The organism is Microbispora rosea, from assembly GCF_900156315.1.
Classification (GTDB): Bacteria; Actinomycetota; Actinomycetes; order Streptosporangiales; family Streptosporangiaceae; genus Microbispora; species Microbispora rosea.
The window spans coordinates 55798-77846 of record NZ_FTNI01000027.1 but is presented as its reverse complement, the minus strand read 5'-3'; the positions used below and the strand labels follow the sequence as shown (position 1 = coordinate 77846).

Below are 22049 nucleotides of genomic sequence, written 5' to 3'. Positions count from 1 at the left end.
AGCGAACGATTTTCCGTCGCCCGGGCGGGCGTGGGCGAGCCGCGATGTCGGGCTACGTGGGTGAGTCGTTCCCTGCGCACGCACGGGGAACGGGAGCCATGTGGCGCACGTCATGGCGCCGCTGGGCGGCATCGCCCCCGGTCACGCGGCAGACCCTCGCCGCCCACGTCCGGCCCGTCGACACCAGGAAGAGAGGACGCGCTGTGGCCAAGGAAATCTTCGTAGCGTTCGGGATCGACGTCGACGCGGTCGGCGGCTGGCTCGGCTCCTACGGCGGTGAGGACTCCCCGGACGACATCTCGCGCGGTCTTTTCGCGGGCGAGGTGGGCGTGCCGCGGCTCAACGCCCTGATGAAGAAGTACGGCCTGCCGTCGACCTGGTTCTGGCCCGGTCACTCCATCGAGACCTTTCCCGAGCAGTTCGAGCAGGTCGTGGCCGCCGGACACGAGATCGGCGTGCACGGCTACAGCCACGAGAACCCGATCGCGATGACCCGCGAGCAGGAGTCGGCCGTCCTCGACTACTGCATCGACCTCATCGAGACGCGCACCGGCCGGCGTCCCAGCGGGTACGTCGCGCCGTGGTGGGAGTTCTCGCCGGTCACCAACGAGCTGCTGCTCGAACGCGGCATCAAGTACGACCACTCGCTCATGCACCGCGACTTCGAGCCGTACTACGTGCGCGTGTGCGACACCTGGTCGAAGATCGACTACGGCAAGGACGCCCGCGAGTGGATGAAGCCGCTCGTGCGCGGGGAGGAGACCGAACTCGTCGAGATCCCGGGGAGCTGGTACCTCGACGACCTGCCGCCCATGATGTTCATCAAGACCAGCCCGAACAGCCACGGCTTCGTGAACCCGCGGCACGTCGAGGAGATGTGGCGCGACCAGTTCGACTGGGTCTACCGCGAGTCGGACTACGCCGTCTTCACCATGACGATCCACCCGGACGTCTCGGGCCGCCCGCAGGTCCTGCTCATGCTGGAACGCCTCATCGAGCACATCAACAAGCACGAGGGCGTCCGGTGGTCCACGTTCGACGCCATCGCGGACGACTTCACGGCCCGCCGCCCCCGGGCGTGAGCGTTCCGGTCCCGAGCGGCTCCGTTCCTGCTCCTGACGGAGGTGGCTGACACAGAGCGGTGATGCGCATACGTGATCTACGGGAAGACAACCGCCGCTTCCGCTCGGACGTGTACCACACGCGCTTCCTGCGCATCAGTCGCCCCTTATGCCGCAGAGAGGGAAATCCGTGGCTATCAAGTTGCCGGGCGGCCGGAGCATCGGCCTCGTTACGGCCGGCGCCCTGGTCGGGTCTGTCCTGGTTCTGGGTGGCGCGGCCACCGCTTCGTCGGCGAGTGACGCGCCGTTGTACGCATGTGTGAACAAGAGCACGCGGTATATGCGTCTGGTGAATGCCACGGCGACGTGTAAGGCGACCGAGACGAAGGTGTCGTGGAACAGGACCGGTCCGCAGGGTCCGGTGGGGATCGGCGGCACCGGCCCGAAGGGCGACACCGGAGCCCAGGGCCCGCGCGGTCTGCGTGGTCCCCAGGGTCTGCGCGGTCCGGCCGGCCCGCAGGGCCCGAAGGGGGACACCGGAGCCGCCGGAGCCAAGGGCGAGCCCGGCAAGGACGGCGCTCCCGGCAAGGACGGCGACCGCGGCCTCACCGGTCCGCAGGGCCCGAAGGGGGACAAGGGCGAGACCGGCGCCCAGGGTCCGAAGGGTGACAGGGGCGAGCGCGGCCTCACCGGTCCGCAGGGCCCGAAGGGTGAGAAGGGCGAGACGGGCGCGCGTGGTCCCGCGGGTCCGGCCGGACCCGCGGGCCCCGCAGGCTCCGGGGGTGGATCCGCCAACGTCATCACCAAAGCGGACGCCCTCTACCTGCCGGCCAACGGCGGCAGCGACGAGATCATGTGCCCGGACAACATGGTCGCCACGGGTGGCGGCTTCATCTCCGGCAGCACCCCGAGCGCGCCCTACATCACCATGAACGCGCCGTACCTCGTCAACGGCAAGGCGGTCGGCTGGAGGCTCTGGGGCAAGAGCATCACCGGCACCATCTACGTGATCTGCATGGGGAGCTGAGTGCACACAGGGCGTCCCGCCGCTCGGCTTCAGGACGAGATCGAGCGGCGGGTCGTGATGATGTGCGGCGTCGCGGGCGCGGGCAAGACGACGTACGCGCAGGAGTTGGAGCAGCGCGGCTACGTCCGGCTGTCCATCGACGAGGCCGTCTGGGCACTGATCGGGCGCGACGGCGGCCAACTCGACCAGGAGGAGTACGAGGATCACAAGGCCCGTGCCGAGGAGGCCTTGTGGCAGGAGCTGGAGCGCCTGATGCGCGCAGGCCGGAGCGTGGTCCTGGACTACAGCTTCTGGCGGCGCGCGACGCGTGACCGGTACAAGTCGCTGATCGAGAGTCACGGGTATCGGTGGGAGCTCGTCTACCTGAAAGCGAACCCGGAGACCCTGCGCCGGCGGCTCGCGGCGCGCAACGCCCTGACTGGGCCGAACCGCGTCACGGTGTCCGAGGAACTTCTACGGTCATACCTGGCAGGCTTCGAGGAGCCTGTGGGCGAAGGAGAGCGGGTCATCCCGCAGGAATGAGCCCACCGGGTGCGGTTCCAGGGGTTGACGAGAGTGTGGGCGGAGGCATGGATCCGGCGTTCCGCCGGAGCACCTGCGTCTCAGTCTCCGGCCGAGGCGGGCGCGTCATCAGCGAAGTCGAAGCTCAGCCACCGGTCGGGACGCGCGGTGAACAGCACGAAGGTGCCGGCGGGGTGGGCAGTCTCGGCCTCGGCGAAGGCGCGGGCGAGGTGGGGCGGTAGGTAGCGAGAGGTGATGGCCGTCACCTCCTCGGCCGAAGGCGTCCAGTCCTCCTCCAGCACCGTGCACTCGACCGTGACGTACTTGTAGGGGAACTCGGTCTGCTGCACGCAGAAGCTCAAGGCTCCCGACCGCTGGAGCAGCCGGGTTTTGCGCGCGACCCGGCCTTGACTGCCGGTGAAGAAGTTCAGGTTTCCGCCGGGCGTGTAGGCGTACCAGACGGGCACGGTGAGCGGGGGACGGCCGTCGTCCGCGGCGACGCTGAGGACGCCGACGTGCGGCAGGGCGAGGAAGTGCTCGCGCTCGGGGGCGGTGAGGGTTCGTGCCACGGCTGCCTCCTGGACAAGCGGTCGGGGACTGCGGAAATCGAGGGCGGGCGGTCACGGTCGCGGCGGGCCAGGGTATTGATCGCGCGGCCGGAGCCAGCTCATCGTCGGGTCCTGTGGCCAGCCCTCCGGGGAGTTCTCCCACTCCTCCTGACGTCCGTAGGGCGTGAGGTCGAGCAGGTTGAAGTCGAGCCGGAGCCGGTCGACCCCTCGCCCGCTGGTGTAGTAGGTGCGGAAGACCTCCGCGCCGTCGCGTAGCAGGACGCTCAGCCCGAAACCGTCGCCGAGCCCAAGGTCGTCGTAGAAGTCGGCGCCGGCTGAGTACCAGGGCACGGTCCAGCCCATCCGCCGCCGTACGACGTCGATCTCGTCCTGAGGTGCGCGGGACATCAGGATCAGCCGGGTGTGCCGGGCGTTGAGGTGAGACTGGTCTGCGATGTTGTCGGTGAAGGTGGCGCAGCCGGTGCACAGCCAGTCCTGCCCCGGGGCCTGCATGAAGTGGTAGATCACCAACTGGCGGTGGCCCTCGAACAGGCCGGGCAGATCGACCGTCGAGCGGTCCGGCGCGGTGTAGCGGTAGCCGTCGGCGAGGCGGACCATCGGCAGCCTGCGCCGTTCCGCGGCCAGCGCGTCCAGTGCTCGGGTGTGCTCCTTCTCCTTGACCAGAAGCGCCTCGCGCGCGGCCTGCCATTCCTGTGCCGACACGACCGGGGGACGATGCATGGCGGACTCCTCTGTGCGTCTCTTGAGGAAACTAACGTGGCCGACGCTAGCAGAGGTACGTCTCTTCAAGGAACCCTTTCGGCTATCATCGAGCCCATGCAGCGAACCCGGTTCGGTGACATGGCCTGCTCGATCGCCCGCACATTGGACGTGATCGGCGAGTCATGGTCGCCGTTGATCCTGCGCAACGTCCTGGTGGGGATCGGCCGCTTCGACCAGCTCCAGCAGAGCCTGGGCATCTCCCGGAAGGTGCTGACCGAGCGGCTCAAATGGCTCGTGGACAACGACGTGCTGGAACGGCGGCGGTATTCGGAGCGGCCGCCCCGATACGAGTACGCGCTCACCGCCAAGGGGACGGAGTTGTGCGACCTGCTGATGGTGATGGTGCGATGGGGCGACCGCTGGACGGCGGGCGAGGCCGGGCCACCGGTGCTCTACCGGCACCATGCCTGCGGGGAGATCGGCCACGTCGAGCTGCACTGTTCCGTGTGCGACCGTCCCATGGACGTCACCTGCATCGACATCCTGCCGGGTCCGGGAGCCGCCGTCACCGCCTGACCCGTCCCCCGTCACCCCGCTGATCGCCGGGCCGGCAGCGGGCCGTCAGGGCTGTGCGGCGAGGTGGGCGCCGTTGGCCGCGGCGATCACCCGGGTCAGCGCCTGGTGGAGGCTCTGCAGCTCGGTCAGCCCCATCCCCAGCCGCTCGACGATCGCCACCGGGATTTTCTCGGCCTGCCGGCGCAGTGCGCGTCCCTCGGCGGTCAGCACGATCGCCAGGGAACGCTCGTCGTCGCTGGCGCGGCGGCGCTCGACGAGGCCGGCCGCCTCCAGGCGCTTGAGCAGCGGCGACAGCGTGGCCGGCTCCAGCTGCAGCAGCCGGCTGAGGTCCTTCACCGACAACGGCGCGAACTGCCACAGGGCCAGCATCACCAGGTATTGCGGGTGGGTCAGCCCCATCGGTTCGAGCAGGGGCCGATAGAGACCGATGACCGACCGAGAGGCGACCGCCAGGGCGAAGCAGACCTGGTTCTCCAGGGCCAGCGGGTCGGCGATGTCGCCAATGTCACTCATGTGCACCTCCACCGCCATGCTACTTGATTAGTACACTAACTGTTAGTGCACTAACCAGCGCCGAGAACACAGGAAGTGTCATGGCCCGTAGGAAGAGTCTCGAAGAGCGCATCGCCGACCGCGTCGCCAAGCGCCCGCCGATGAAGGAGAGCAAGCACTTCGAGCACGGCCCCGCCAAGTGGATCTTCGCCAGCGTCCTGGTGTTCGCGGTGCTCATCCACTTCGCCATCGTCGGCCTGGTCATGCTCTTCGGCCACTGACGGAGACGGAGTCCCGCCGGCCGAAAGCCGGCGGCGGGCTCGTGAGCATCGCATCCGGGCACGGACATGCCGAGGGCCCGCGGCGCGGCCGCCGCGGGCCCCGATCGTCAGGGTCGGATCAGCCATGGATCACGGACTGGTGCAGGTGGCCGCCGGGGTGGCCGAGGACCCTCCGGCGATGAAGCCGAAGGTCGTGCTCCCGTTGGCCGCGACCGAGCCGTTCCACGACTCGTTGCGCACCGTCACGTTCGAGCCGGAGCCCGACCGCACGCCTCCCCATATCTGGGTGATGCTCTGCGAACCGGGCCAGGTCCAGTTCACGGTCCAGCCGTTGATCGAGGAGTTCCCCGCGCGCACCGTGACCTCACCCTGCCAGCCGCCCGACCAGGAGTTGATCACTCGGAGCGTCGCCGAGCATGCGCCGCTCCCCCCGCCGGACGGCGAGGGGCTCGGACTGGGTGACGGGCTCGGGCTGGTGCCCGGGCTCCCGCTGGGCGAGGGGCTGGGGGACGGGCTGGGGCTGGCTGACGGGCTGGGGCTGGGCGAGCGGGTCGGGCTCGGGCTGGGAGACGGGCTGGAGTCGGTCAGGACCGGGGTCGTCCAGTCTCTCCACTGCGACAGGTTGCCGGACTTCCTGGACGAGATCCGGAACACGGCGGAGGCGTTGCCCGTCTTGAGCAGGAACTTCTGGATGTTCTGCTGCAGCGGGGTGCGCCATTCGGACCGGGTGGCGCAGTGCGTGCCGTCCTGTACGTCGGACCAGTAGCTGATGTTGTCTCCCGCGCCGAGCGCCTTGTAGATCTCGGCTCCGGCCAGCGCGGCCACGCTGCCCGACTGGGCGCCCAGCCAGTCGACGTGCGGGTTCTCCATGATGAACAGGCCACGCGGGGCGATCATGCCCACCATCTCGTGCGTGTCGACGGGGAGCTGGCCCGGGTTGCCGGTGAAGGAGCTGAACGCGTCCCCCAGCCACGGCTGCTCGGAGTAGGCGCTGCTCAGCGGCTGGGCGCCGCTCTCCTGGGCGACGCCGCGCAGGATGGGAACACCGGCGCTGCCCGACTCGATCGGCATGGTCAGCGCGATGCGCTGGTCGAACACGCCGGCCACGAAGGCGCCCTTGCCGTACCGGGAGCAGCCGGTGACGCCGGTCGCGTCCGCCTTGAGGATGCTCCCGCCCGACTGCTCGATGACGTCGATGATGCGGCTGACGCCCCAGGCCCAGGCGGCGAGCAGCCCGGTGCTGCTGGAGGAGCCGTAGACGCTGTAGAAGGCACCCTGCTTGTTGGTGCGTGGCGTGCCTTCCTTGCCGACCGCGAACGGGTCGTAGCTGATGACGGCGGCACCGCTCGCCTTGATGGTGGCGGTGTCAGCGCCGAATCCTCCGTACACGATGACGGCTGGGAACGGCCCGGTGCCGCTCGGCAGGTCCACCGACGCGGAGAAACTGGAGCTCCTGCCGTTGGCGGACACGTTCACGGTGATGCCGGTCCGCGAGACCGTGCCCGTGACACTCGCCGGCTTGCCGGGCTTCTCGCCGTAGACGTAGCGCTCGGCCTGCTTCTTGATCTCCTCGCGACGGCACCGCCACTCCGACTTGGAGGTGATGCGCTGCCCGTTGATCTTCTTGAAGGGATCGGGAAGCCGGGAGTTGGACGTCGGCGACCCCAGGTCGGGCACGGGGCAGTCGGCGCCCTCGTCCTCGACGCCGGTGGCGGCGGCGGCCGCCTGCGCCGTCCATGGCGCGACGAGTGCGCCCACACCGGCGTTGCCACCGGGGATCTCGATCACCGCGAGACCCAGCGAAAGCGCCGCCACGGCGCCGACGACGAGCGCACGGCGCACGCCCCGGGTACGGCTCCTGCCGCCAGAAGACAGGGTGCGGCCCCTGCCGCCAGAAGACAGGGCACGGCTCCTGCCGCCGGAAGTGATGTCGCCGATCATCGCCCGCCCCCGTGGGAGGGCCGACCGGCATCGATGAAGAGTGCGGCAGCCTGTGCCACTGCTGCTGCCGAGACCTTGAGGCCTTTCACGACAGTGCGTCCTTCCTTCTGAGGGCCTCGGACCCGTCACCGGTCCGAAGAGAACCGCTGACACGAGCGCGAGCTGAATGTTTTCGCAGCATCACCGAAACGTTGCAGCCCAGCAAGACCCAAATCGGAGGGGGTGCCAGCCGTGTTCGTGTAGAGGAGAACAGCGCTGTTCGCGGCGCGATTACCGCTACTACCGCACCGACTTTTCCGAAACACCAACGAAAGTTTCATCCCTGCGGCTGGTGAGACACGCCGAGCCCGGCGCCCCCGTTTGCGCGGGCCATGGGCTCCGGCGGCGTCTCAGGGTCCTCCGGCGGACGGCCCGACGACGTCGGCGCCCCGCTCTTCGAGCAGTTCGGCCAGGCGTGCGGCGTTGCGCTGGGAGTTGTCCGCGCAGCAGTTGTTCGTGAGCACGTGCGTGGTCACCGTACGGCCGGCCAGGTCAGCGATCCGGCCCGCCCAGTGCCGGAGCTCCTCCTCGGAGTAGAGGTAGCCGAACCGCTCCTCGATGACGCGACTCGTCCACTTCTCCGAATGACCGTGCAGGCGGACGACGGCGAGGTCGGAGGTGGCCGCGAGCACCGGCGGGACCGACGAGGGGTGCCCCTGCGGCATGTCCACTCCGACGTACGGCACGTCGCTGGCGGCCAGGAAGTCGAGGGTGTCCCGCCGGGCGGCCTCGTCCATCCAGGCCGCGTTGCGGAACTCGACGCACACGCGCATGGGCAGGCAGCGGTCGCGGCATTCGAGGATGTAGCGGCGGTTCGCGCCGCCCGGCGGAAACCACTGCGGAAACTGGAACAGCACCGCGCCGAGTTTCCCCGACTCGTGCAACGGCTCCAGGGCGGCGAGGAACCGGCGCCACACCTCCTCGACGACCTCCGGAGGCAGGTCGCGCCGGTAGAGCGCACGCCCGGGCTCCCCCAGCACGGCCCGCAGGTCCCTGTAGAGCGCGGCAGGCCTGGTCGGATGCCCGGTGAGCAGGGAGAACGCCTTCACGTTGAAGGTGAAGTCCTTCGGCGTACGGTCGCGCCACAGCTCGGCCGTACGCCGGGACGGCGGGTTGTAGTAGGTGGCGTCCACCTCCACCAGGGGAAACCGGCTCGCGTAGTAGCCGAGCCTGGTCTCGGGGGTGGACGCCTCGGGGGGATACCAGCCCGAGGCGAGCAGCGACCTGTCCGTCCAGGAGGCCGTACCGACCAGGATCTTGCCCATCACACTCGCACGGCCCATCGCCGTCGCCGTAACAGGGGATCAACCGCTTCGGCAGGCGGACGGTCCCGCGCTTCCTCCCTTCGAGGATTTCTTGATCCCCAGTGCCAGTCCCCAGTGCCCCGAGTGACGCGTGTGACGCGGATCCGCGGACGGAACCCGCCTCACTGACGCCGGGCGCCCGCGCCGTCGGCCCCCGCACCCGATGACATAGCCTGTGAGCAGGCAAAACGACGACCAGAGGAGCTTCGCCATGGGTTCGCTCAGCCCTGTTCACTGGATGATCGTGCTCGTGGTGCTCGTGCTGCTCTTCGGTGCGAAGAAGCTTCCGGACACCGCGAAGGCCCTCGGGCAGTCGCTGCGGGTCCTCAAGAGGGAGACCAGCAGGCTCGGCGACGAGGACGACGCCCCGGCCGCCCAGGCCCGTACGGCACCCGCCGCTCCGGACGCCGAGGAGCGGCTGCGCGCGCTCGAAGAGGAGAACGCCCGGCTCAGGGCCGCCGCGGACGCCGCGCGGCGGGACGAGCCCGAGGCCCGCTGAGGCCTCTCCCGCGCCCTGGCGATGGCCGCCCATCAGGCGAGCGCCGCTGAGCGCCAGGGCGATCGGCGCGACCCTCCTGGGGTCCCGCGCGGTCCAGGCGGAGTGCGCGCGGGGCTGCGTACGGGGGTGCGATGCGAGGGTGCGATGCGGAAATCCGGCCGATCACGCGAACCTTCCCACGGGGCCCGGACTCCAACAGAACATGAAGCACGCCCTCTCGCTCCGCGTCGTCGTCCCCGCCGCCACGGCGGCCGCGTTGATCTGCGCGGCGGCGCTCCCTGCCGGCGCCGCCGCCGTGCCGAAGTTCGCCACGCCCAAGCCCTATGGCACGTCGTTCCAGAGCGACCCCCGCCATGACTTCACGAAGCACATCTCACCCCGGCACGACGGCATCCTGCGGGGCTGGGTCACCTATTACCGGTCCGGCGTGGCGGAATACGCGCCGATCAGGTGGGCGAAGGACAAGACCGGCCACACGGAGGGGCACTTCGAGGGCCCGCCCGAGGGTGACGTGACGGCGTACGCCTCGCCTGTGGCGAAGAACGTGGTGTTCTACAGCGCCACAGGGTGCAAGGGCACCACCGTGACGGTGAAGAGCGGCGGCCTGGGGGCGAAGCGGTGCTCCCGCAGTGTGCTGATCTCCCGCATGAAGGCCAAGCATCATCCGGCGCTCATCACCGTCTATCGCGGCGCGATCGTCAAGGTGCAGGAGATCTACACCCCGTGAGCGACTGCGGCCGGCCCTGACGCCGCCGACCTGAGCCTGGCCCCAGGCGCGACCGTGCACCCGCCCCGCCGGGTCGTGGCCGAACGGCGGACATCGACGACCAGCAGGAGACGTCGATGAGAGCCACTCACCATACTGAGAGGATGTCAACGCCGCGGCAGCGCTACCGGGACCAGGTCCGTTCGGAGATCAAGCAGATCGCCCTCGTGCAGATCGGCGCGGGCGGGGCGGCGGCACTGAGCCTGAACGCGGTGGCGAAACAGCTCGGCGTCACGGGCCCGGCGCTGTACAAGTACTTCCGCAGCCGCGACGACCTGCTGACCGAGCTGATCCTGGAGGCCTTCGACGACGTCGCCGGGGCCGTACGGGCCGCCGCCGGCGGGGGCCCGCCGCGGGAGCGGCTGCACGCGCTGGCCCGGGCCTTCCACGGGTGGGCGGTGGCCAATCCGCACCTGTTCCAGTTGCTGGCCGGGACGCCCTCGCCCGGCTACGAGGCTCCCCCGGAGAGCATGCTGCGGGCCCGGAGCGTGCTCGGGCCCTTCCTGCCGGTGTTCGCCGGAGGGCACTGCCGACCGGGGACAGAACCGCTGCGGGAGCAGATGCGGCGGTGGGTGGAGGAGACCCCGGCGGTCGCCGAGTGGGTGCGCACGTTCGCCCCGGAGGGGGATCCGGCGACCGCCCTGGCCGGAACCGTGATGGCCTGGGCCCAGCTCCAGGGTGTGGTGAGCCTGGATGTTCAGGGGCAGTTCGCCGGCCTGGGTCACAGCGGTGCCACCCTGCTCGACGCCGTCATCGACGCGCTCGCCGACAGCATGGGCCTATAACGGGCATCCTGGAACGATGAGTACAGAAGCGATCAACGCAGCGGCCGCAGGGACCTGGCGGCTCGGCGACCTCACGGTCAACAGGATGGGGTTCGGCGCGATGCGCCTGACGGGCAGCGCCGCCTTCGACCTCGGCACGCCGAGCGACCGCGAACGATCGATCGCGGTGCTGCGGCGCGCCGTCGACCTCGGCGTGAACCACATCGACACGGCGGCGTTCTACTTCTCGCGGCTGCGCTCGGCCAACGAGCTGATCAACCGGGCGCTCGCGCCGTATCCGGACGACCTGGTCATCGCGACCAAGGTGGGCCCGGGACGGGACCCGTCCGGCGAGTGGCTGCCGTTCGCCCGGCCCGACCAGTTGCGCGGCCAGGTCGAGGAGAACCTGCGCCAGCTCGGCCGCGACCACCTCGACCTGGTCTACCTGCGCCAGCCGGGGCTCGACTCGATCGCCGAGCACTTCGGGGCGCTCGCCGAGCTGCGCGAGGCCGGTCTCATCCGGCACCTCGGGATCTCCAACATCCGGCCCGGGCATCTCGCGCAGGCCCAGGCGATCGCGCCGGTGGTGAGCGTGCAGAACCGGTACGGCATCGGCGCCGTGCGCAGCCAGGAGCTGCTGCGCACCTGCGGCGAGCAGGGCATCGCCTTCGTGCCGTTCTTCGCGATCGCGGGCGAGGGCCGCGAGCTGGGGGCGAGCGACACGGACCAGGAGGAGGTGCGCGCCGTGGCCCGCGCGCACGGCGCGACCCCCGCGCAGGTGCGACTGGCCTGGACGCTCCAGCAGGGGCCGCACGTGCTGGCCATCCCGGGCACCGGCAATCCCGATCACCTGACCGAGAACGTCACCGCCGCCACGCTGCGCCTCACGGACGAGGAGATGGCCCGTCTGGACGCGCTCTCCGACGCCGGCTGACCGAACACGCGGCCGAACGGCACGCCTCAGCACGGCGATCGACTGCCCGCGATCGACTGCCCGCGATCAGGGGATCACGATTTGCAGCACGCGATGCACGGCACGCGATCGACGGCTCGCTGTCGGTCGGCAGCCGGGCTGCCCGCAGCGGATCCGTACGAAGGCCGCCGGTTTCCCCTTCGGAGCCGGCGGCCCGTTCATGCGACGATCGTGCGGCGGCCGTGCGGCGGTCACTGGTCGCTCTCGGCCTCCGCCTTGGCCGACTGCGTGTCCTCGCCCTTGCCCACCCTGGCCAGCGCCTCACGAAGCTGCTCGGCGGTCATCTTGGAGCTGCCCTCGACGTTGGCCTCATGGCCCTGGCGGCGGTGGAGGTCCTGGTCCTCGCTCATGAACCGTCCCCTCCTCCGCACCGGTATCAGAGCCGCTGGTCCCCCGCGAACGCGCCGCCCACACGGCCACAGGCCGGGCTTGACGCGATTTTTCCGCGGCCGGCGGAGGTACGCGTTCAGGCGGCGGCCGAGGCGCTGTCCGGGGACCTCCACGAGCCGGTACGCCACGTGACCGAGCACCAGCAGGACGAGGAAGAACACCGGGAGGTTCGGGACGACCCGCAGCAGGAGCGGATGCAGCAGATACAGGGAGAAGCTGATCACTCCGAGGTGGGCGAGCCACCGGGGGAACGACCGGTGCCGCAGCCGGAACGCGAGCGCGAAGAAGCCCGCCGCCAGCAGCACCGCCGCGGCCCAGGCGGGCTCGTCGGCCACCAGGACGCCGCAGACGAGGACCGTCAGCAGCGCGGTGACGGCCCAGACCGGCCGGAGCGTGCCCTGCTCGGCGCGCCACACGGCGGTCCCGGCGAACATCACGGCCGCGATGACCAGGCCCTGTCCCGCCCCGATCCGGCTGCCGAGGATCACCAGCGCCAGGCCGAGCAGGCCGCCGGTCACCGCGGCGGCCGTCCTGAGGCGGCCGTTCGCGGTCACGGTCACGACGATGACCAGGATCACCGCGACGGCCATGAGCACGGCGGCCGGGCCCGCGCCGCCGTTGATCGTCGCGCCGGGCATGAGCAGGCCGAGCGGCACGGCCGCCACCGCCAGGACCACGGCGATCGGCGCCGACCTGTGCGCCTGCCGTACGGCGAACAGCCCGGCCGTCATCAGGTAGAACGCCATCTCGTAGGAGAGCGTCCACATCACGTTGATCACCGAGGGGACGCCGATGAGTTCCTGCAGCATCGTGAGGTTCGCCAGCGCGACGAGCGGCGGCGGCCGGCGGTCGAGGCCGGGCGAGGTCTCGAACACCCCGGCGTACGCGAGGAGCAGCGCGAGGGCGAGCGCGGCGAGCAGCAGCGGGAGAAGCCGGAAGGCCCGGCCGGTCCAGAAGGCCCGCAGGTCGCCCCGCCGTTCCAGCGAGGCCGGAATGATGTATCCGCTGACCAGGAAGAACACGAAGACGCCCCAGGTGCCGACGTCGACCCTGCGGTCCACCTCCCCCCATACCGCCGGGACGAAGGTCCAGGCCGAGTGGTGCAGCGCCACGGCCGGAGCGGCGATCCCGCGTAAGACGTCCAGCCATGCCAGCCGGGAGGGGTTTGCTGCCATTCAGGTGACTTTAGGCGAAATATGGCATCGGCAGCATCGCGCCTGGTACGCCGCGGACCTCGCAGGAATGCTAGGAAACGGGGATGGACCATCGTGATCTCCGGCTCCTGGACGACGACGCACTGGAGCGGTCCCCGGTCGTGGCCAACAGCGACATGAACCGCGAACGCCGGCTCCCGGCCTACCGGCGCGAACTCGGCGTCGACGTCCTCGCCCTCCTGCGCGACACCGATCGGGTCGTCCGATGGCTCGACCTGTGCTGCGGCACGGCGAACGCGCTGTTCGAGGCCGCACACGCGCGGGGAGACCGGGCGGAGATCGTCGGTGTGGACCTGGTCGGCTACTTCGCCGGGCCGCCCCGGCCGCCGCGGCTGCGGCTGGTCACGGCGTCGGTGACCTCGTGGACTCCCGATGCGGCGTTCGACCTGATCACCTGCGTCCACGGGCTGCACTACGTCGGCGACAAGCTGGGCGTCATCGCCCGGGCCGCCTCCTGGCTGACCGACGACGGCCTGTTCGCCGCCAACCTCGACGTACGGAGCGTACGGCGTGCGGACGGGACGCCCGCCGGACGGCGGCTGACGGCCGATCTGCGGGCGAGCGGCCTCGTCTACGACGCCAGGAACAAGCGGGTGAGCTGCCGTGGCCGCAGGGAGATCGACCTGCCCTGGTCCTATCTCGGCGCCGACGACCGCGCGGGCCCCAATTACACCGGCCAGGCGGCTGTGGAGTCCTACTACGCGGTCGGCTGAGGGCCGTCGCCGGGGCGGGGGCGTACGTCGCAGTCCGGCAGGCCCGCGAGCACGCCGGCGAGCTGGCGGGCGTTGGTCTGCGCGTAGTCGCGGTAGCAGTTGTTCATCAGCACGTGGATCGTGGACGCCTGTCCGCCGAGTTCGCGCAGCCGCGGCGCCCACCGTTTCAGCTCGTCGATGGAGTAGCGGTAGCCGAAGCGCTCGTGGATGTCGTGGCTGGTCCACTTGTCGCTGTGCCCGTGGAACCGCACGACCTCCAGGTCGGACGTGGCGGCGACGACCGGCGGGATCGAGTCCGGATAGCCCTGCGGCATGTCCACGCACACGTACGGAATGGCGTACGAGCGGAGGAAGTCGAGAGTCTCGGCCTGGTTCTCCTCGCTCATCCACGTGTGGTTGCGGAACTCCACGGAGATTCGCAACGGCTCGCAGCGCCGCTTGCACTCCAGGATGTAGTGCTTGTTCGCCCGGCCGATCGGGAACCACCGGGGGAACTGGAAGAGCACCGCCCCGAGCTTGCCCGCCTCGCGCAGCGGCGACAGTGCGCCGAGGAACCGCTCCCAGACCTGGTCCACGACCTTCGCGTCGAGGTCGCGGGCGTACAGGTTCTTGCCGCCGCCGCTCGGACGCAGGTCCTTCGGCAGCGCGCCCGGCCGGGTCGGATGCCGTGTGAGCAGCGAGAACGCCTTGACGTCGAAGACGAACTCCGCGGGCGTCCGCTCGGCCCACAGCCGCACGGTGGCCTCGGCGGGCGGCGCGTAGTAGGTGGAGTCGACCTCCACCAGCGGAAACATGCCCGCGTAGTGGCGCAGGCGTTCCTCCGGCGTCGTGACGCCGGGCGGATACCACCCCGACTCCAGCAGCGTCTTGTCGGTCCACGACGCCGTGCCGACCAGGATCTCCCCCATACCTCACGATAAGGAGCCCGGCCCGCCCCGGCCGTCGCCGGGGCTCAGTATCAAGACGGCGGGGGCGGTCCTTCCGGCGGCGGGACTGGGGCCTTGGGACGGCGGAGGAAGAGGAAGGCGACGAGCAGGAACAGAAGGCCGACCGCTCCCGCGCCCCCGCCGATGGCCAGATAACCGGTGTCGATGGGCGGGTGGGTCATGGGCGCGTCGGTGGGGCCGTCGCCGAAGTACTTCTTCCCCTTGTACGGCACGGCCCGGACCGCGGGCTTCCCCGGAGAGCCGGCCGCCGCGACCACGGCGGCCGCGTCCACCTGGCCGAAGCCGACGAACGGGTTGTATCCGCCCGCCGGATGCCGGGCGGTCCTGGTCAGGATGCCCCGGATCTGTCCCGGTGTGAGCTTCGGGTTGCGGGACAGCGCCAGCGCGACCACCCCTGCGGCGATGGCGCAGGCCGGGGAGGTGCCGGAGACCGATGCGTAGCCGCCGAGATTCCTGGCGCTGTGGATGCCGACGCCGGGGGCCGCGATCGTGGTGTAGGTGTGCACCTGGGAGAAGTCCGCCCGGCGGCCGTCGGGCCCGAGCGCCGCCACCCCGATGACCCCGGGATAGGCGGCCGGGTAGGACACGCTGTTGTTGGCGTCCTTCTCCAGCGGGTCGGTCGAGCCGCCGTTGCCGGAACTGGCCAGGATCGTGACACCCTTGCTCACCGCGTAGTCCACCGCGGCGACCGTGTCCTCCTCGTAGCCCGAGAGGATCGCCCACTCGTCGGTGCCGAGCGACATCGAGATGACCTTCGCCCCCTTGCCGACGGCATACCTGATGCCGTTGGCCAGGGCGTGCGCGGCCTTCTCGGCCTGCGCGTCCTGCTTCATCTTCAGCGCCCGCCGCCGCGCGGGGTCGTCGTCGTCCCAGATGACCCGCACCGACAGGATGCGGGCCTTCGGCGCCACCTTGAGCACGTCGGACGCCATCGCGGTGCCGTGCTCGCCCCAGTAGGACTGGCCCAGCCTGGCGCCGCCCCCGATGAAGTCGCGGCCGGTCGTCACCCGGCCGCCCAGCGCGGGATGCCTGGCCACCACACCGGTGTCGAGCACGGCGACCAGAACGCCGTCCCCCTGGGCCGTCCGGTGCGCCTCGGGCAGCCGCAGGGCCGAGACCTCCCAGTCCCTGGGCGCGTCCGCCCGCGCCGGAACCGCCGTACCCGCCGCCGCGAGAACCGCCGCGGCGACGGCAAGGGCGGCGCGGAGCCCGCGCCCGGTCACGCCTTCCCCTGCGGAATCAGATCCGTCAGCCGCCAGGCGAGGGACTCGGCCAGGCCTTCCGCCACCGCGTTCCACGGCTCGCGGTCCATGCGCTGTTGGTAGCTTCGCCTGCCCCAGGGCTGCGGGAGCCGGCCCGCCTTCCTGCCGTCCGCCGGTCCCGCCGAGGCGACCACCGCGCACGGCGCGTAGACGTCCAGCACCTTGTCGCCCCCACTGCCCGCCCGTACGGCGTCGCTCCAGGCGATCCCCGGGGCGGCGAGGGCGTGCACGGCCTGGTCGGGCCGGTCGGCGTCCCCCTTGTCGTGAACGAGGTCGCCCAGATCGAGGGCGACCTTCGGGTCGCGGAACACGACGATGGCGATGGTCGCGGCGGTGCCGCCCGTGTCGTCCACATACGTGGCGCGCAGGGCCGCGACGCAGCCGCGTCGGGCGGCCTCCTTCGCCACGGCCCCGCTCAGCGCCTTCGCGCAGGAGGTCTCCGGGGAGATCGCGACTCTGGTCCAGCCGCGCTCGGTGTTCGGGTCGCCCTGTCTCTTCTCCGGGTCCTGCAGGCCGAGCGCCGCGGGAAAAAGCGCCTCGGCGGGCTCGTTGCGCCACAGGTTGCGCGCGTATTCGGTGTTGCGGATCTCCTGGTGGCTGTTCGACACGGCCTTCGCCACGACGGCGCCCCCACCGAGCAGGAGCACCAGGCCGAGCCCCCCGCACAGGACCCCGCCGAAGACCCGCCCGGCTCCCCGCCGCGGCCTGCCGTCGTCTTCCGGCTCGTACGGGCCGCCCGGCTCGTACGGACCGCCCGGCTCGTACGGACCGCCGGGCGCGGGCCACGGACCCGGCTGCGGCGATTGCTGCTGCGGTGGTTGCGGGTGCGGCCATGGCTGCGGCATCGGCCCGGGAGCCTGCGCCGGTTGCCGCTGCCACGGCTGCCCGCCGGGCTGGGGGTGCGGACCCGGTGGCCACCCTTGTGGCGGTTGGTTCGGGGGCGGTTGGTTCGGTGGCGGTTGATTGAGCGGCGGTTGGTTTGGCGGCGGATAGCCCGGCCACGGCTGGTGCGGCCCTGCGGGCGGCTGCCCCGGACCATGCGGCCCGGATCCGTAGGGATTGGCGGGAGGCCCGCCCGGATATGGGCCGGAAGGTGGGGGGTGTGCCATGGCTCTCCCGTTGTGCGTGCCGTACGCGGGCACGCGCCGGGCGGCCGCCGTACGGCCGGGGAGTGCGGCGGCGCACACGCCCGCCACACTCCCCTCCCCGATCACGACATTTGGCACTATAGCCATCTCTGCGGCCATTCCCGGGCGGCTCTCACGGCCGGAAGAGCCGTGACGCACGGGACACGTGAAGCACTCGCGGGCCTATGATGTTGGAAAATAAAGTGCCTCCGGCGTCCGGCGGTCACTGGAGATCACCGGGGTCGCTGGAAGGCAAGCGAAACCCAGCACTGCGCGGAACGCACCGGAGGTGGCGATGCTGTCGACCTGGGCTCTGGAGACGTTCGGCCCGCGCGCCGAGCAGATCCGCCAGGGGGTGACCGAGGCGCTGACGCTCGCCCTGGAGAACGCCCAGGACGCCCAGAAGACGGCGCGGACGGAGCTCCTCCACCCGTTCGGCTTCACGCTCATGTCCCGCAAGTTCGAGGCCCTGGCCGGCGCGTTCGCGGACATGCCCGACGTCGTGACCGTCAAGCCGCCGGGCTCCCAGCACGAGCTCGTCGTGCTCGGCGGCAACCTGCTGTTCCCGTTCCGCTACGCGAAGGACCGCTCGGTCAGCGTGGTCAACGCCAGGATCGGCGACGGCAGGCCGTCCGGGCTGGTGCAGGCGCTGTTCACCAGGTTCGGCCCGCGGCCCTGGGCCGAGCAGCTCACGCTCGGCGGCGTCGAGGCCGCCCTGCCGGAGCCCGCGACTCCGGCCGCCCGCGCGCTCACCCGGCTGCCCGAGGGCACCCGCCTCGTGCTCATCGCGTACGCCTGCAACGCCAGGGCCGGTCTGCTCGACGTGTGGTGGGGCGAGGCCGAGCTGCTCGACCGCACCGGCAGCCTGCGGTGGCACCACTGCGAGCCGATTCCGCTCGCCGGGCAGGCGCCGGCGGCCGAGCTGCCCGGGGTGGTGGCCTCCGCAGGAGAGGCGTCCGCGTTCGCCCGGGGCGCGATGCCGGCTCCGGCCCTGAATCCGCGCCCGTCCTACGAGCGCGCGACCGACCTGCCTCCGATGAGCGAGGCGCCGTACGCACCGGACGCCGCCGCCGATGAAGGACGATGACCGGCTGCGCCTGGTCGAGGAGACCGTTCCCCCCGAATCCGGCACCACAGCGCCCAGCCCGCAGGCCGTGGCGGACGCCTTCGACGGCACCCGCCTCACCCAGGCGCGACGCCTGGCGGCGCTGACGAAGAAGGAGGTGGCCGAGCGCATCGGGGTGTCACCCGCCGCGGTCGGCCAGTACGAGGCAGGGGTCACCCGGCCGCGTCCCGATCTGGTTCCGCTCCTCGCCGAGGTGCTCGCGGTGCCCGCGGCCTTCTTCCTGCCGGGCCGCCCGCACGGCAAGCTGGACGGCTCGATGGCGCACTTCCGCAGCCTGCGCTCCACCCGGGCCTACCAGCGCGCCAAGGCGGTGGCCTTCGTCGAGCAGGTCTGGGAGCTGACGTACGCGCTGGAGAAACGGGTGCGGCTCCCCTTCGTGGACCTGCCCGGCTTCGCCGGGGGCGAGGTGCACTCGGGCAGCGCCCTGCCCCGCGATCCCATGGGCGCGGCCCGCGCGCTGCGGGCCCACTGGGAGCTCGGCACCGGGCCGATCAGCCACCTGGTGCGGCACATGGAGTCCCGGGGGATCGTCGTCGTCTTCCCCCAGGCCGACGAGGACGCGGTCACCGTGGACGCCTTCTCCACGTCCAGCCTGCCGCGGCCCATCGTCGTCCTGACGCCCAACCGCTTCGACGACGTCTACCGGCACCGCTTCACCGCCGCCCACGAGCTGGGGCACCTGGTGCTGCATGGAGACGCGGCCGCCGGGGACAGCCAGCAGGAGCGCGAGGCCGACTCCTTCGCCGCGGAGTTCCTCACCCCGCGCGACAGCATCCTGCCCAGCCTGCCCGCCCGGGCGGACCTGCGGCGGCTGGCGGAGCTGCGCCGCGTCTGGGGCGTGTCGGTCGACTCCCTGCTGTACCGGTGCCGGGAGGTCGGCCTGCTGTCCGACTCCGCGGCCGGGCGCGCCTACCAGCGGCTCGCCGCGCTGCGCGGGCAGCCGGGCTTCGCCACCGAGCCGGTGTCCGGTTACCCCGGCGAGCAGCCGGTCCTGCTCGCCCAGGCCTTCGAGATGGCGGCGGCCGAGACCGGGCTGACCGTGCCCGCGCTGGCCCGCGAGCTCGCCTGGCCCATGGCGCGCGTACGCGAGCTGATCGGCCTGCCCGCCCATCGCCCCCAGCTGAGACTCGTCCCCTGAGGCCACGCGCAGCCTCGGGCGGCGCGGTCAGACGAGCGGGGTGGGGGCAGGGTCAAGGGCCGTCGCACCCGGCGGACGGGGCAGCCCCGCCGGGGACCGTTCAGGCCGCGACGGCGCTCTGCACGACCTGCTCCTTCAGCGGTGCGAGGGCCCCGGCGATGGAGCCGATCGTCTCGGCGTCGACGCCGCACGACTCCAGCGCCCCGGCCAGGTGGAAGACCACCTGGTCGAACTCCTCCGCCGTGATGCCGAGCCCGGCGTGCGCCTCGTCCATCGACTTGCCCCGGTATTCCTGCGGACCGCCGAGCGCGGCGGCGACGAAGCTGCGCTGGTGCGCCTTGAGCTTGGCCATGTCGACGTCCGCGAAGTAGCCCCGCAGCATCGGGTCCGCGACGACCCGCGTGTAGAACTCCTCGACCACGGCCGCGACCGCGTCAGAACCGCCGATCCGATCGAAGATGGACGCCATGGCGCTTTCCTCCCGGGTGTGCGTGACCTCGTCCCCACGATGATCGCCACGCTTCGTTACGGACCGATTACCGGCCGGGAATACGTACGTGGCCGGGTGCTCACGCGGTCGACACGACAGAAAAGGCCACAGGCGGAAAACGGGACGGTGCCCGGACAACGACCGTCACCCTGCCCGAAGATTTCAGCGAGTGAGGCCGTAAAGGGACACTCGGCTGTCGACCTCCGCGTCGTACCGCTCCCGGGTGAGGAACAGGTCGCGGCGCGCAGGCAGGGTGGCGACGTACGTCGTCCACTCCTCGTAGTGCCAGCAGGGCGCGCAGGCACATCCGGTGAAGCGGAAGTTCGCGAGGTACCTGCCCACCTGGCCCGGGCCGAGCGTGAACAGGTGCGCGCGGTGCCGCGGCACGGGGTAGGCGGCGTGCGAGGGCAGCCGCTCGACTTTCAGGCCGCCGTCCGTCTCGATCAGTCGCAGGCGCACGCCCTCCGCCTCGGCCGCCGTCCGCTCCTCGATGCGAACGCCCCCCTCGGTGTCGATGAGCACGTCGTGGACGAGCGGCGTCCCCGGCGGCGCCGCGGGCAGCGGGAAAGCACGGTTGAGCGAAGCGCGCCGCGCGGCCTCGCGGGCGCCTCGGTCCTCCTTCGACCACCGGACGCGCACTCGCTGCACCACCACCGCCGTCACCGTCATGTCCGTCATGGTCTCAACCGGCGGTCGCGGGACACCATCAGATGGCGCCAGGGGCCGGGCTCACGAACGGGCCCGGCCCTCGCGCTGTCACGGTTCGAGGCTCTCAGGAACGGAGTCGGAGTGCCCCTTCGGGCGTTCGGTGCGGCCGCCGGCGTCGTAGATCTTCACCCAGCGGATGCCGGGAAGCCGCTTGAGCGTGGGCGTTATCTCGTCGGCGACGGTGAACGCCGACCCGCCGCTGCGCAGGGACCCGGTGAGCCGCACGTGGGCGACCCCGTCGCGGACGACGACCGAACGGACGCCGGTGGCCCCCGAGGCGACGAACCGCAGCCCCTTGGCGTACTCCGCCTGCGTCGGCCCGGCGAACAGCCGCTGGAGCGCGCCGCGCACGGCGGACGGCGGCGTCACCGGCCGCGACACCGCCACCGTGTACGGCCGCCGCCCCGCCGCGTACGCCCGGGAGTCGAGGAAGTACGTGCGCACCGGCACCGTCCGGTAGGGCGTCTTGATGTCCACGACCACGCGGCTCGGACGCGTGAGGGTGTAGACGCGGTAGGACGATTTCCGGGTCAGGCCGATGCCGAACGTGAGCTCCGCCTCGAAGTCGCCCGAGTTGACGACCTGGATCACGCCGGGCAGCGCGAAGGTCTCACGGGCGGGCCCGTAGGTGGGGCGCCCGCCGTTGTCGTGGCCGGTCGCGCCGCCAAAGCCCAGCCTGAGGATCGCGTCGCCGGCCACCGGGACCGTGCGGCCCGAGCCGTCGGCGATCAGCCGGGACACGTAGCCGGCACCCCGCCGCGCCGGGAGCGGCCCGCGGAACTCGAAGACGACCCGGTCGAGTCCGGGCTGATGTGCGGCGCGCACGTCGACCAGGGTCGCCACGCGCGGGGCCGCGTGAACGGCCGCGTTCGACGAGGCGGGTGTCGCGGCGGCCGGGGCCGCCGACAGGCTCACCAGCGGCACGGCCAACGCCGCGAGCGAGCGCTTGGGGGGCAGAAACATGAGGGCTCCTCTGCCGGGTTCCTTTCGCGAGTTGGGGGACCCGCGGGCGGGCGCAGGACCGGTTCCCGACCGGCGCCCACTTGAAGTATCCCCAGGTAGGCCCGGCTCGGGGACGGGACAGACCTGTCACCTTCTCTCCGGCTTTTCCGACCCATTGACGGCACGGTGGGCCCTATGTAACATCTGGGCAATCTAAAGTAAAAAATTTGCAGTTCTAAATCGAGACTTTGCGGTTCTCCGCAAGTTCCGGCAGGAAGCACTGCGTCCGTGCGCCCCGCCACCGTCACCTTTCGCGCGAAAGGACATGAGGTGATGTCGGCCACGGCAGTGGGCAACCGGTCGCCGCCGCGACCCCAGCGACCCCCGATCTCCGAAATCCCCCCACGACCGCGGGATCGGATGACCCGCCGGTCGGTTCCTGCCGGACAGAGGAACGCAAATGTCGAAAACGCATGTCCCGTTATTGCGCTTGATCG

Annotated in this window: 24 protein-coding genes; 12 read left to right on the top strand and 12 right to left on the bottom strand. The window is 71.1% G+C overall.

The window, feature by feature from the left end; translation table 11 throughout:
* Positions 1 to 203 precede the first annotated feature (203 nt).
* The 3 genes from BXA11_RS31135 to BXA11_RS31125 all read left to right on the top strand — a co-directional run bounded on the left by BXA11_RS31135 (position 204) and on the right by BXA11_RS31125 (position 2610).
* A complete protein-coding gene (locus BXA11_RS31135) occupies positions 204 to 1082 on the top strand; it encodes a polysaccharide deacetylase family protein (RefSeq protein WP_076440239.1) in 879 nt (292 codons plus the stop codon).
* A gap of 319 nt (positions 1083 to 1401) precedes the next feature.
* The gene (locus tag BXA11_RS31130) at positions 1402 to 2088 is read left to right on the top strand and encodes a collagen-like domain-containing protein (protein WP_076440237.1); all 687 of its coding nucleotides are present in this window, start codon (positions 1402 to 1404) and stop codon (positions 2086 to 2088) included.
* The gene (locus tag BXA11_RS31125; RefSeq protein ID WP_030509790.1) at positions 2089 to 2610 is read left to right on the top strand and encodes a P-loop nucleotide/nucleoside kinase family protein; all 522 of its coding nucleotides are present in this window, start codon (positions 2089 to 2091) and stop codon (positions 2608 to 2610) included.
* Positions 2611 to 2690: 80 nt separating this feature from the next.
* Here the strand turns inward: BXA11_RS31125 and BXA11_RS31120 are convergent, their stop codons facing one another.
* Both BXA11_RS31120 and BXA11_RS31115 read right to left on the bottom strand, forming a co-directional pair.
* Positions 2691 to 3158, bottom strand: coding sequence for a pyridoxamine 5'-phosphate oxidase family protein (locus BXA11_RS31120; RefSeq protein ID WP_030509789.1), 468 nt, complete (start codon positions 3156 to 3158; stop codon positions 2691 to 2693).
* Between the two features lie 51 nt (positions 3159 to 3209).
* On the bottom strand, positions 3210 to 3878 hold the full coding sequence (locus BXA11_RS31115) for a DUF899 domain-containing protein (RefSeq protein ID WP_030509788.1): 669 nt from the start codon (positions 3876 to 3878) through the stop codon (positions 3210 to 3212).
* 96 nt (positions 3879 to 3974) lie between these two features.
* Here BXA11_RS31115 and BXA11_RS31110 point away from each other — a divergent pair, with 96 nt between their 5' ends.
* Positions 3975 to 4436, top strand: coding sequence for a winged helix-turn-helix transcriptional regulator (locus BXA11_RS31110; protein WP_076440235.1), 462 nt, complete (start codon positions 3975 to 3977; stop codon positions 4434 to 4436).
* A gap of 45 nt (positions 4437 to 4481) precedes the next feature.
* Here the strand turns inward: BXA11_RS31110 and BXA11_RS31105 are convergent, their stop codons facing one another.
* Complete coding sequence (locus tag BXA11_RS31105; RefSeq protein ID WP_076440233.1) at positions 4482 to 4949, bottom strand: MarR family winged helix-turn-helix transcriptional regulator; 468 nt, start codon at positions 4947 to 4949, stop codon at positions 4482 to 4484.
* An 80-nt stretch (positions 4950 to 5029) separates the two neighbouring features.
* Between BXA11_RS31105 and BXA11_RS31100 the strand changes: the two genes are divergently transcribed.
* Positions 5030 to 5209, top strand: coding sequence for a hypothetical protein (locus tag BXA11_RS31100; RefSeq protein ID WP_076440231.1), 180 nt, complete (start codon positions 5030 to 5032; stop codon positions 5207 to 5209).
* Positions 5210 to 5338: 129 nt separating this feature from the next.
* Here BXA11_RS31100 and BXA11_RS31095 read toward each other — a convergent pair whose 3' ends face one another.
* Positions 5339 to 7051 (bottom strand): glucuronyl esterase domain-containing protein, encoded by a 1713-nt coding sequence (locus BXA11_RS31095; protein ID WP_076440228.1) that lies wholly within the window; start codon positions 7049 to 7051, stop codon positions 5339 to 5341.
* 488 nt (positions 7052 to 7539) lie between these two features.
* Positions 7540 to 8472: a DUF72 domain-containing protein gene (locus BXA11_RS31090; RefSeq protein ID WP_204053842.1), complete on the bottom strand. Its 933-nt coding sequence runs from the start codon at positions 8470 to 8472 to the stop codon at positions 7540 to 7542.
* Positions 8473 to 8704: 232 nt separating this feature from the next.
* On the opposite strand from BXA11_RS31090, the gene tatA reads away from it, so the two are divergent.
* From tatA to BXA11_RS31070, 4 genes are all read left to right on the top strand, one after another.
* A complete protein-coding gene (tatA, locus tag BXA11_RS31085; RefSeq protein ID WP_076440224.1) occupies positions 8705 to 8992 on the top strand; it encodes a Sec-independent protein translocase subunit TatA in 288 nt (95 codons plus the stop codon).
* Positions 8993 to 9194: 202 nt separating this feature from the next.
* Positions 9195 to 9719 (top strand): hypothetical protein, encoded by a 525-nt coding sequence (locus tag BXA11_RS31080; protein ID WP_076440222.1) that lies wholly within the window; start codon positions 9195 to 9197, stop codon positions 9717 to 9719.
* 143 nt (positions 9720 to 9862) lie between these two features.
* Entirely contained in the window at positions 9863 to 10543 is a 681-nt protein-coding gene (locus tag BXA11_RS31075) for a TetR/AcrR family transcriptional regulator (protein ID WP_143734611.1), read from the top strand.
* Positions 10544 to 10559: 16 nt separating this feature from the next.
* On the top strand, positions 10560 to 11456 hold the full coding sequence (locus BXA11_RS31070; RefSeq protein WP_076440219.1) for an oxidoreductase: 897 nt from the start codon (positions 10560 to 10562) through the stop codon (positions 11454 to 11456).
* A gap of 230 nt (positions 11457 to 11686) precedes the next feature.
* Here the strand turns inward: BXA11_RS31070 and BXA11_RS31065 are convergent, their stop codons facing one another.
* Entirely contained in the window at positions 11687 to 13060 is a 1374-nt protein-coding gene (locus BXA11_RS31065; protein ID WP_083744700.1) for an acyltransferase family protein, read from the bottom strand.
* 83 nt (positions 13061 to 13143) lie between these two features.
* Between BXA11_RS31065 and BXA11_RS31060 the strand changes: the two genes are divergently transcribed.
* The gene (locus tag BXA11_RS31060) at positions 13144 to 13812 is read left to right on the top strand and encodes a class I SAM-dependent methyltransferase (protein WP_143734610.1); all 669 of its coding nucleotides are present in this window, start codon (positions 13144 to 13146) and stop codon (positions 13810 to 13812) included.
* Here the strand turns inward: BXA11_RS31060 and BXA11_RS31055 are convergent.
* The 3 genes from BXA11_RS31055 to BXA11_RS31045 are packed head-to-tail and all read right to left on the bottom strand — an operon-like array spanning position 13797 to position 16866.
* Positions 13797 to 14720 (bottom strand): DUF72 domain-containing protein, encoded by a 924-nt coding sequence (locus BXA11_RS31055; RefSeq protein ID WP_076440218.1) that lies wholly within the window; start codon positions 14718 to 14720, stop codon positions 13797 to 13799. The genes BXA11_RS31060 and BXA11_RS31055 overlap by 16 nt on opposite strands.
* Positions 14721 to 14770: 50 nt before the next feature.
* Entirely contained in the window at positions 14771 to 15982 is a 1212-nt protein-coding gene (locus tag BXA11_RS31050; RefSeq protein WP_076440216.1) for a S8 family peptidase, read from the bottom strand.
* The gene (locus BXA11_RS31045; RefSeq protein ID WP_083744699.1) at positions 15979 to 16866 is read right to left on the bottom strand and encodes a hypothetical protein; all 888 of its coding nucleotides are present in this window, start codon (positions 16864 to 16866) and stop codon (positions 15979 to 15981) included. Before BXA11_RS31045 ends, BXA11_RS31050 begins: the two co-directional genes overlap by 4 nt.
* A 577-nt stretch (positions 16867 to 17443) precedes the next feature.
* Here BXA11_RS31045 and BXA11_RS31040 point away from each other — a divergent pair.
* Both BXA11_RS31040 and BXA11_RS31035 read left to right on the top strand, forming a co-directional pair.
* Entirely contained in the window at positions 17444 to 18235 is a 792-nt protein-coding gene (locus tag BXA11_RS31040; protein ID WP_143734609.1) for a hypothetical protein, read from the top strand.
* Positions 18222 to 19412 carry a helix-turn-helix domain-containing protein gene (locus tag BXA11_RS31035; protein WP_204053843.1) on the top strand — a complete coding sequence of 397 codons (1191 nt, stop codon included), beginning with the start codon at positions 18222 to 18224 and terminating at the stop codon, positions 19410 to 19412. The genes BXA11_RS31040 and BXA11_RS31035 overlap by 14 nt, the downstream gene beginning before the upstream one ends.
* A gap of 100 nt (positions 19413 to 19512) precedes the next feature.
* Here BXA11_RS31035 and BXA11_RS31030 read toward each other — a convergent pair whose 3' ends face one another.
* From BXA11_RS31030 to BXA11_RS31020, 3 genes are all read right to left on the bottom strand, one after another.
* On the bottom strand, positions 19513 to 19881 hold the full coding sequence (locus tag BXA11_RS31030; RefSeq protein WP_030509771.1) for a group I truncated hemoglobin: 369 nt from the start codon (positions 19879 to 19881) through the stop codon (positions 19513 to 19515).
* A gap of 183 nt (positions 19882 to 20064) precedes the next feature.
* On the bottom strand, positions 20065 to 20571 hold the full coding sequence (locus BXA11_RS31025) for a hypothetical protein (RefSeq protein ID WP_143734608.1): 507 nt from the start codon (positions 20569 to 20571) through the stop codon (positions 20065 to 20067).
* Between the two features lie 87 nt (positions 20572 to 20658).
* Complete coding sequence (locus BXA11_RS31020) at positions 20659 to 21573, bottom strand: GerMN domain-containing protein (protein WP_076440212.1); 915 nt, start codon at positions 21571 to 21573, stop codon at positions 20659 to 20661.
* Between the last annotated feature and the right edge of the window lie 476 nt (positions 21574 to 22049).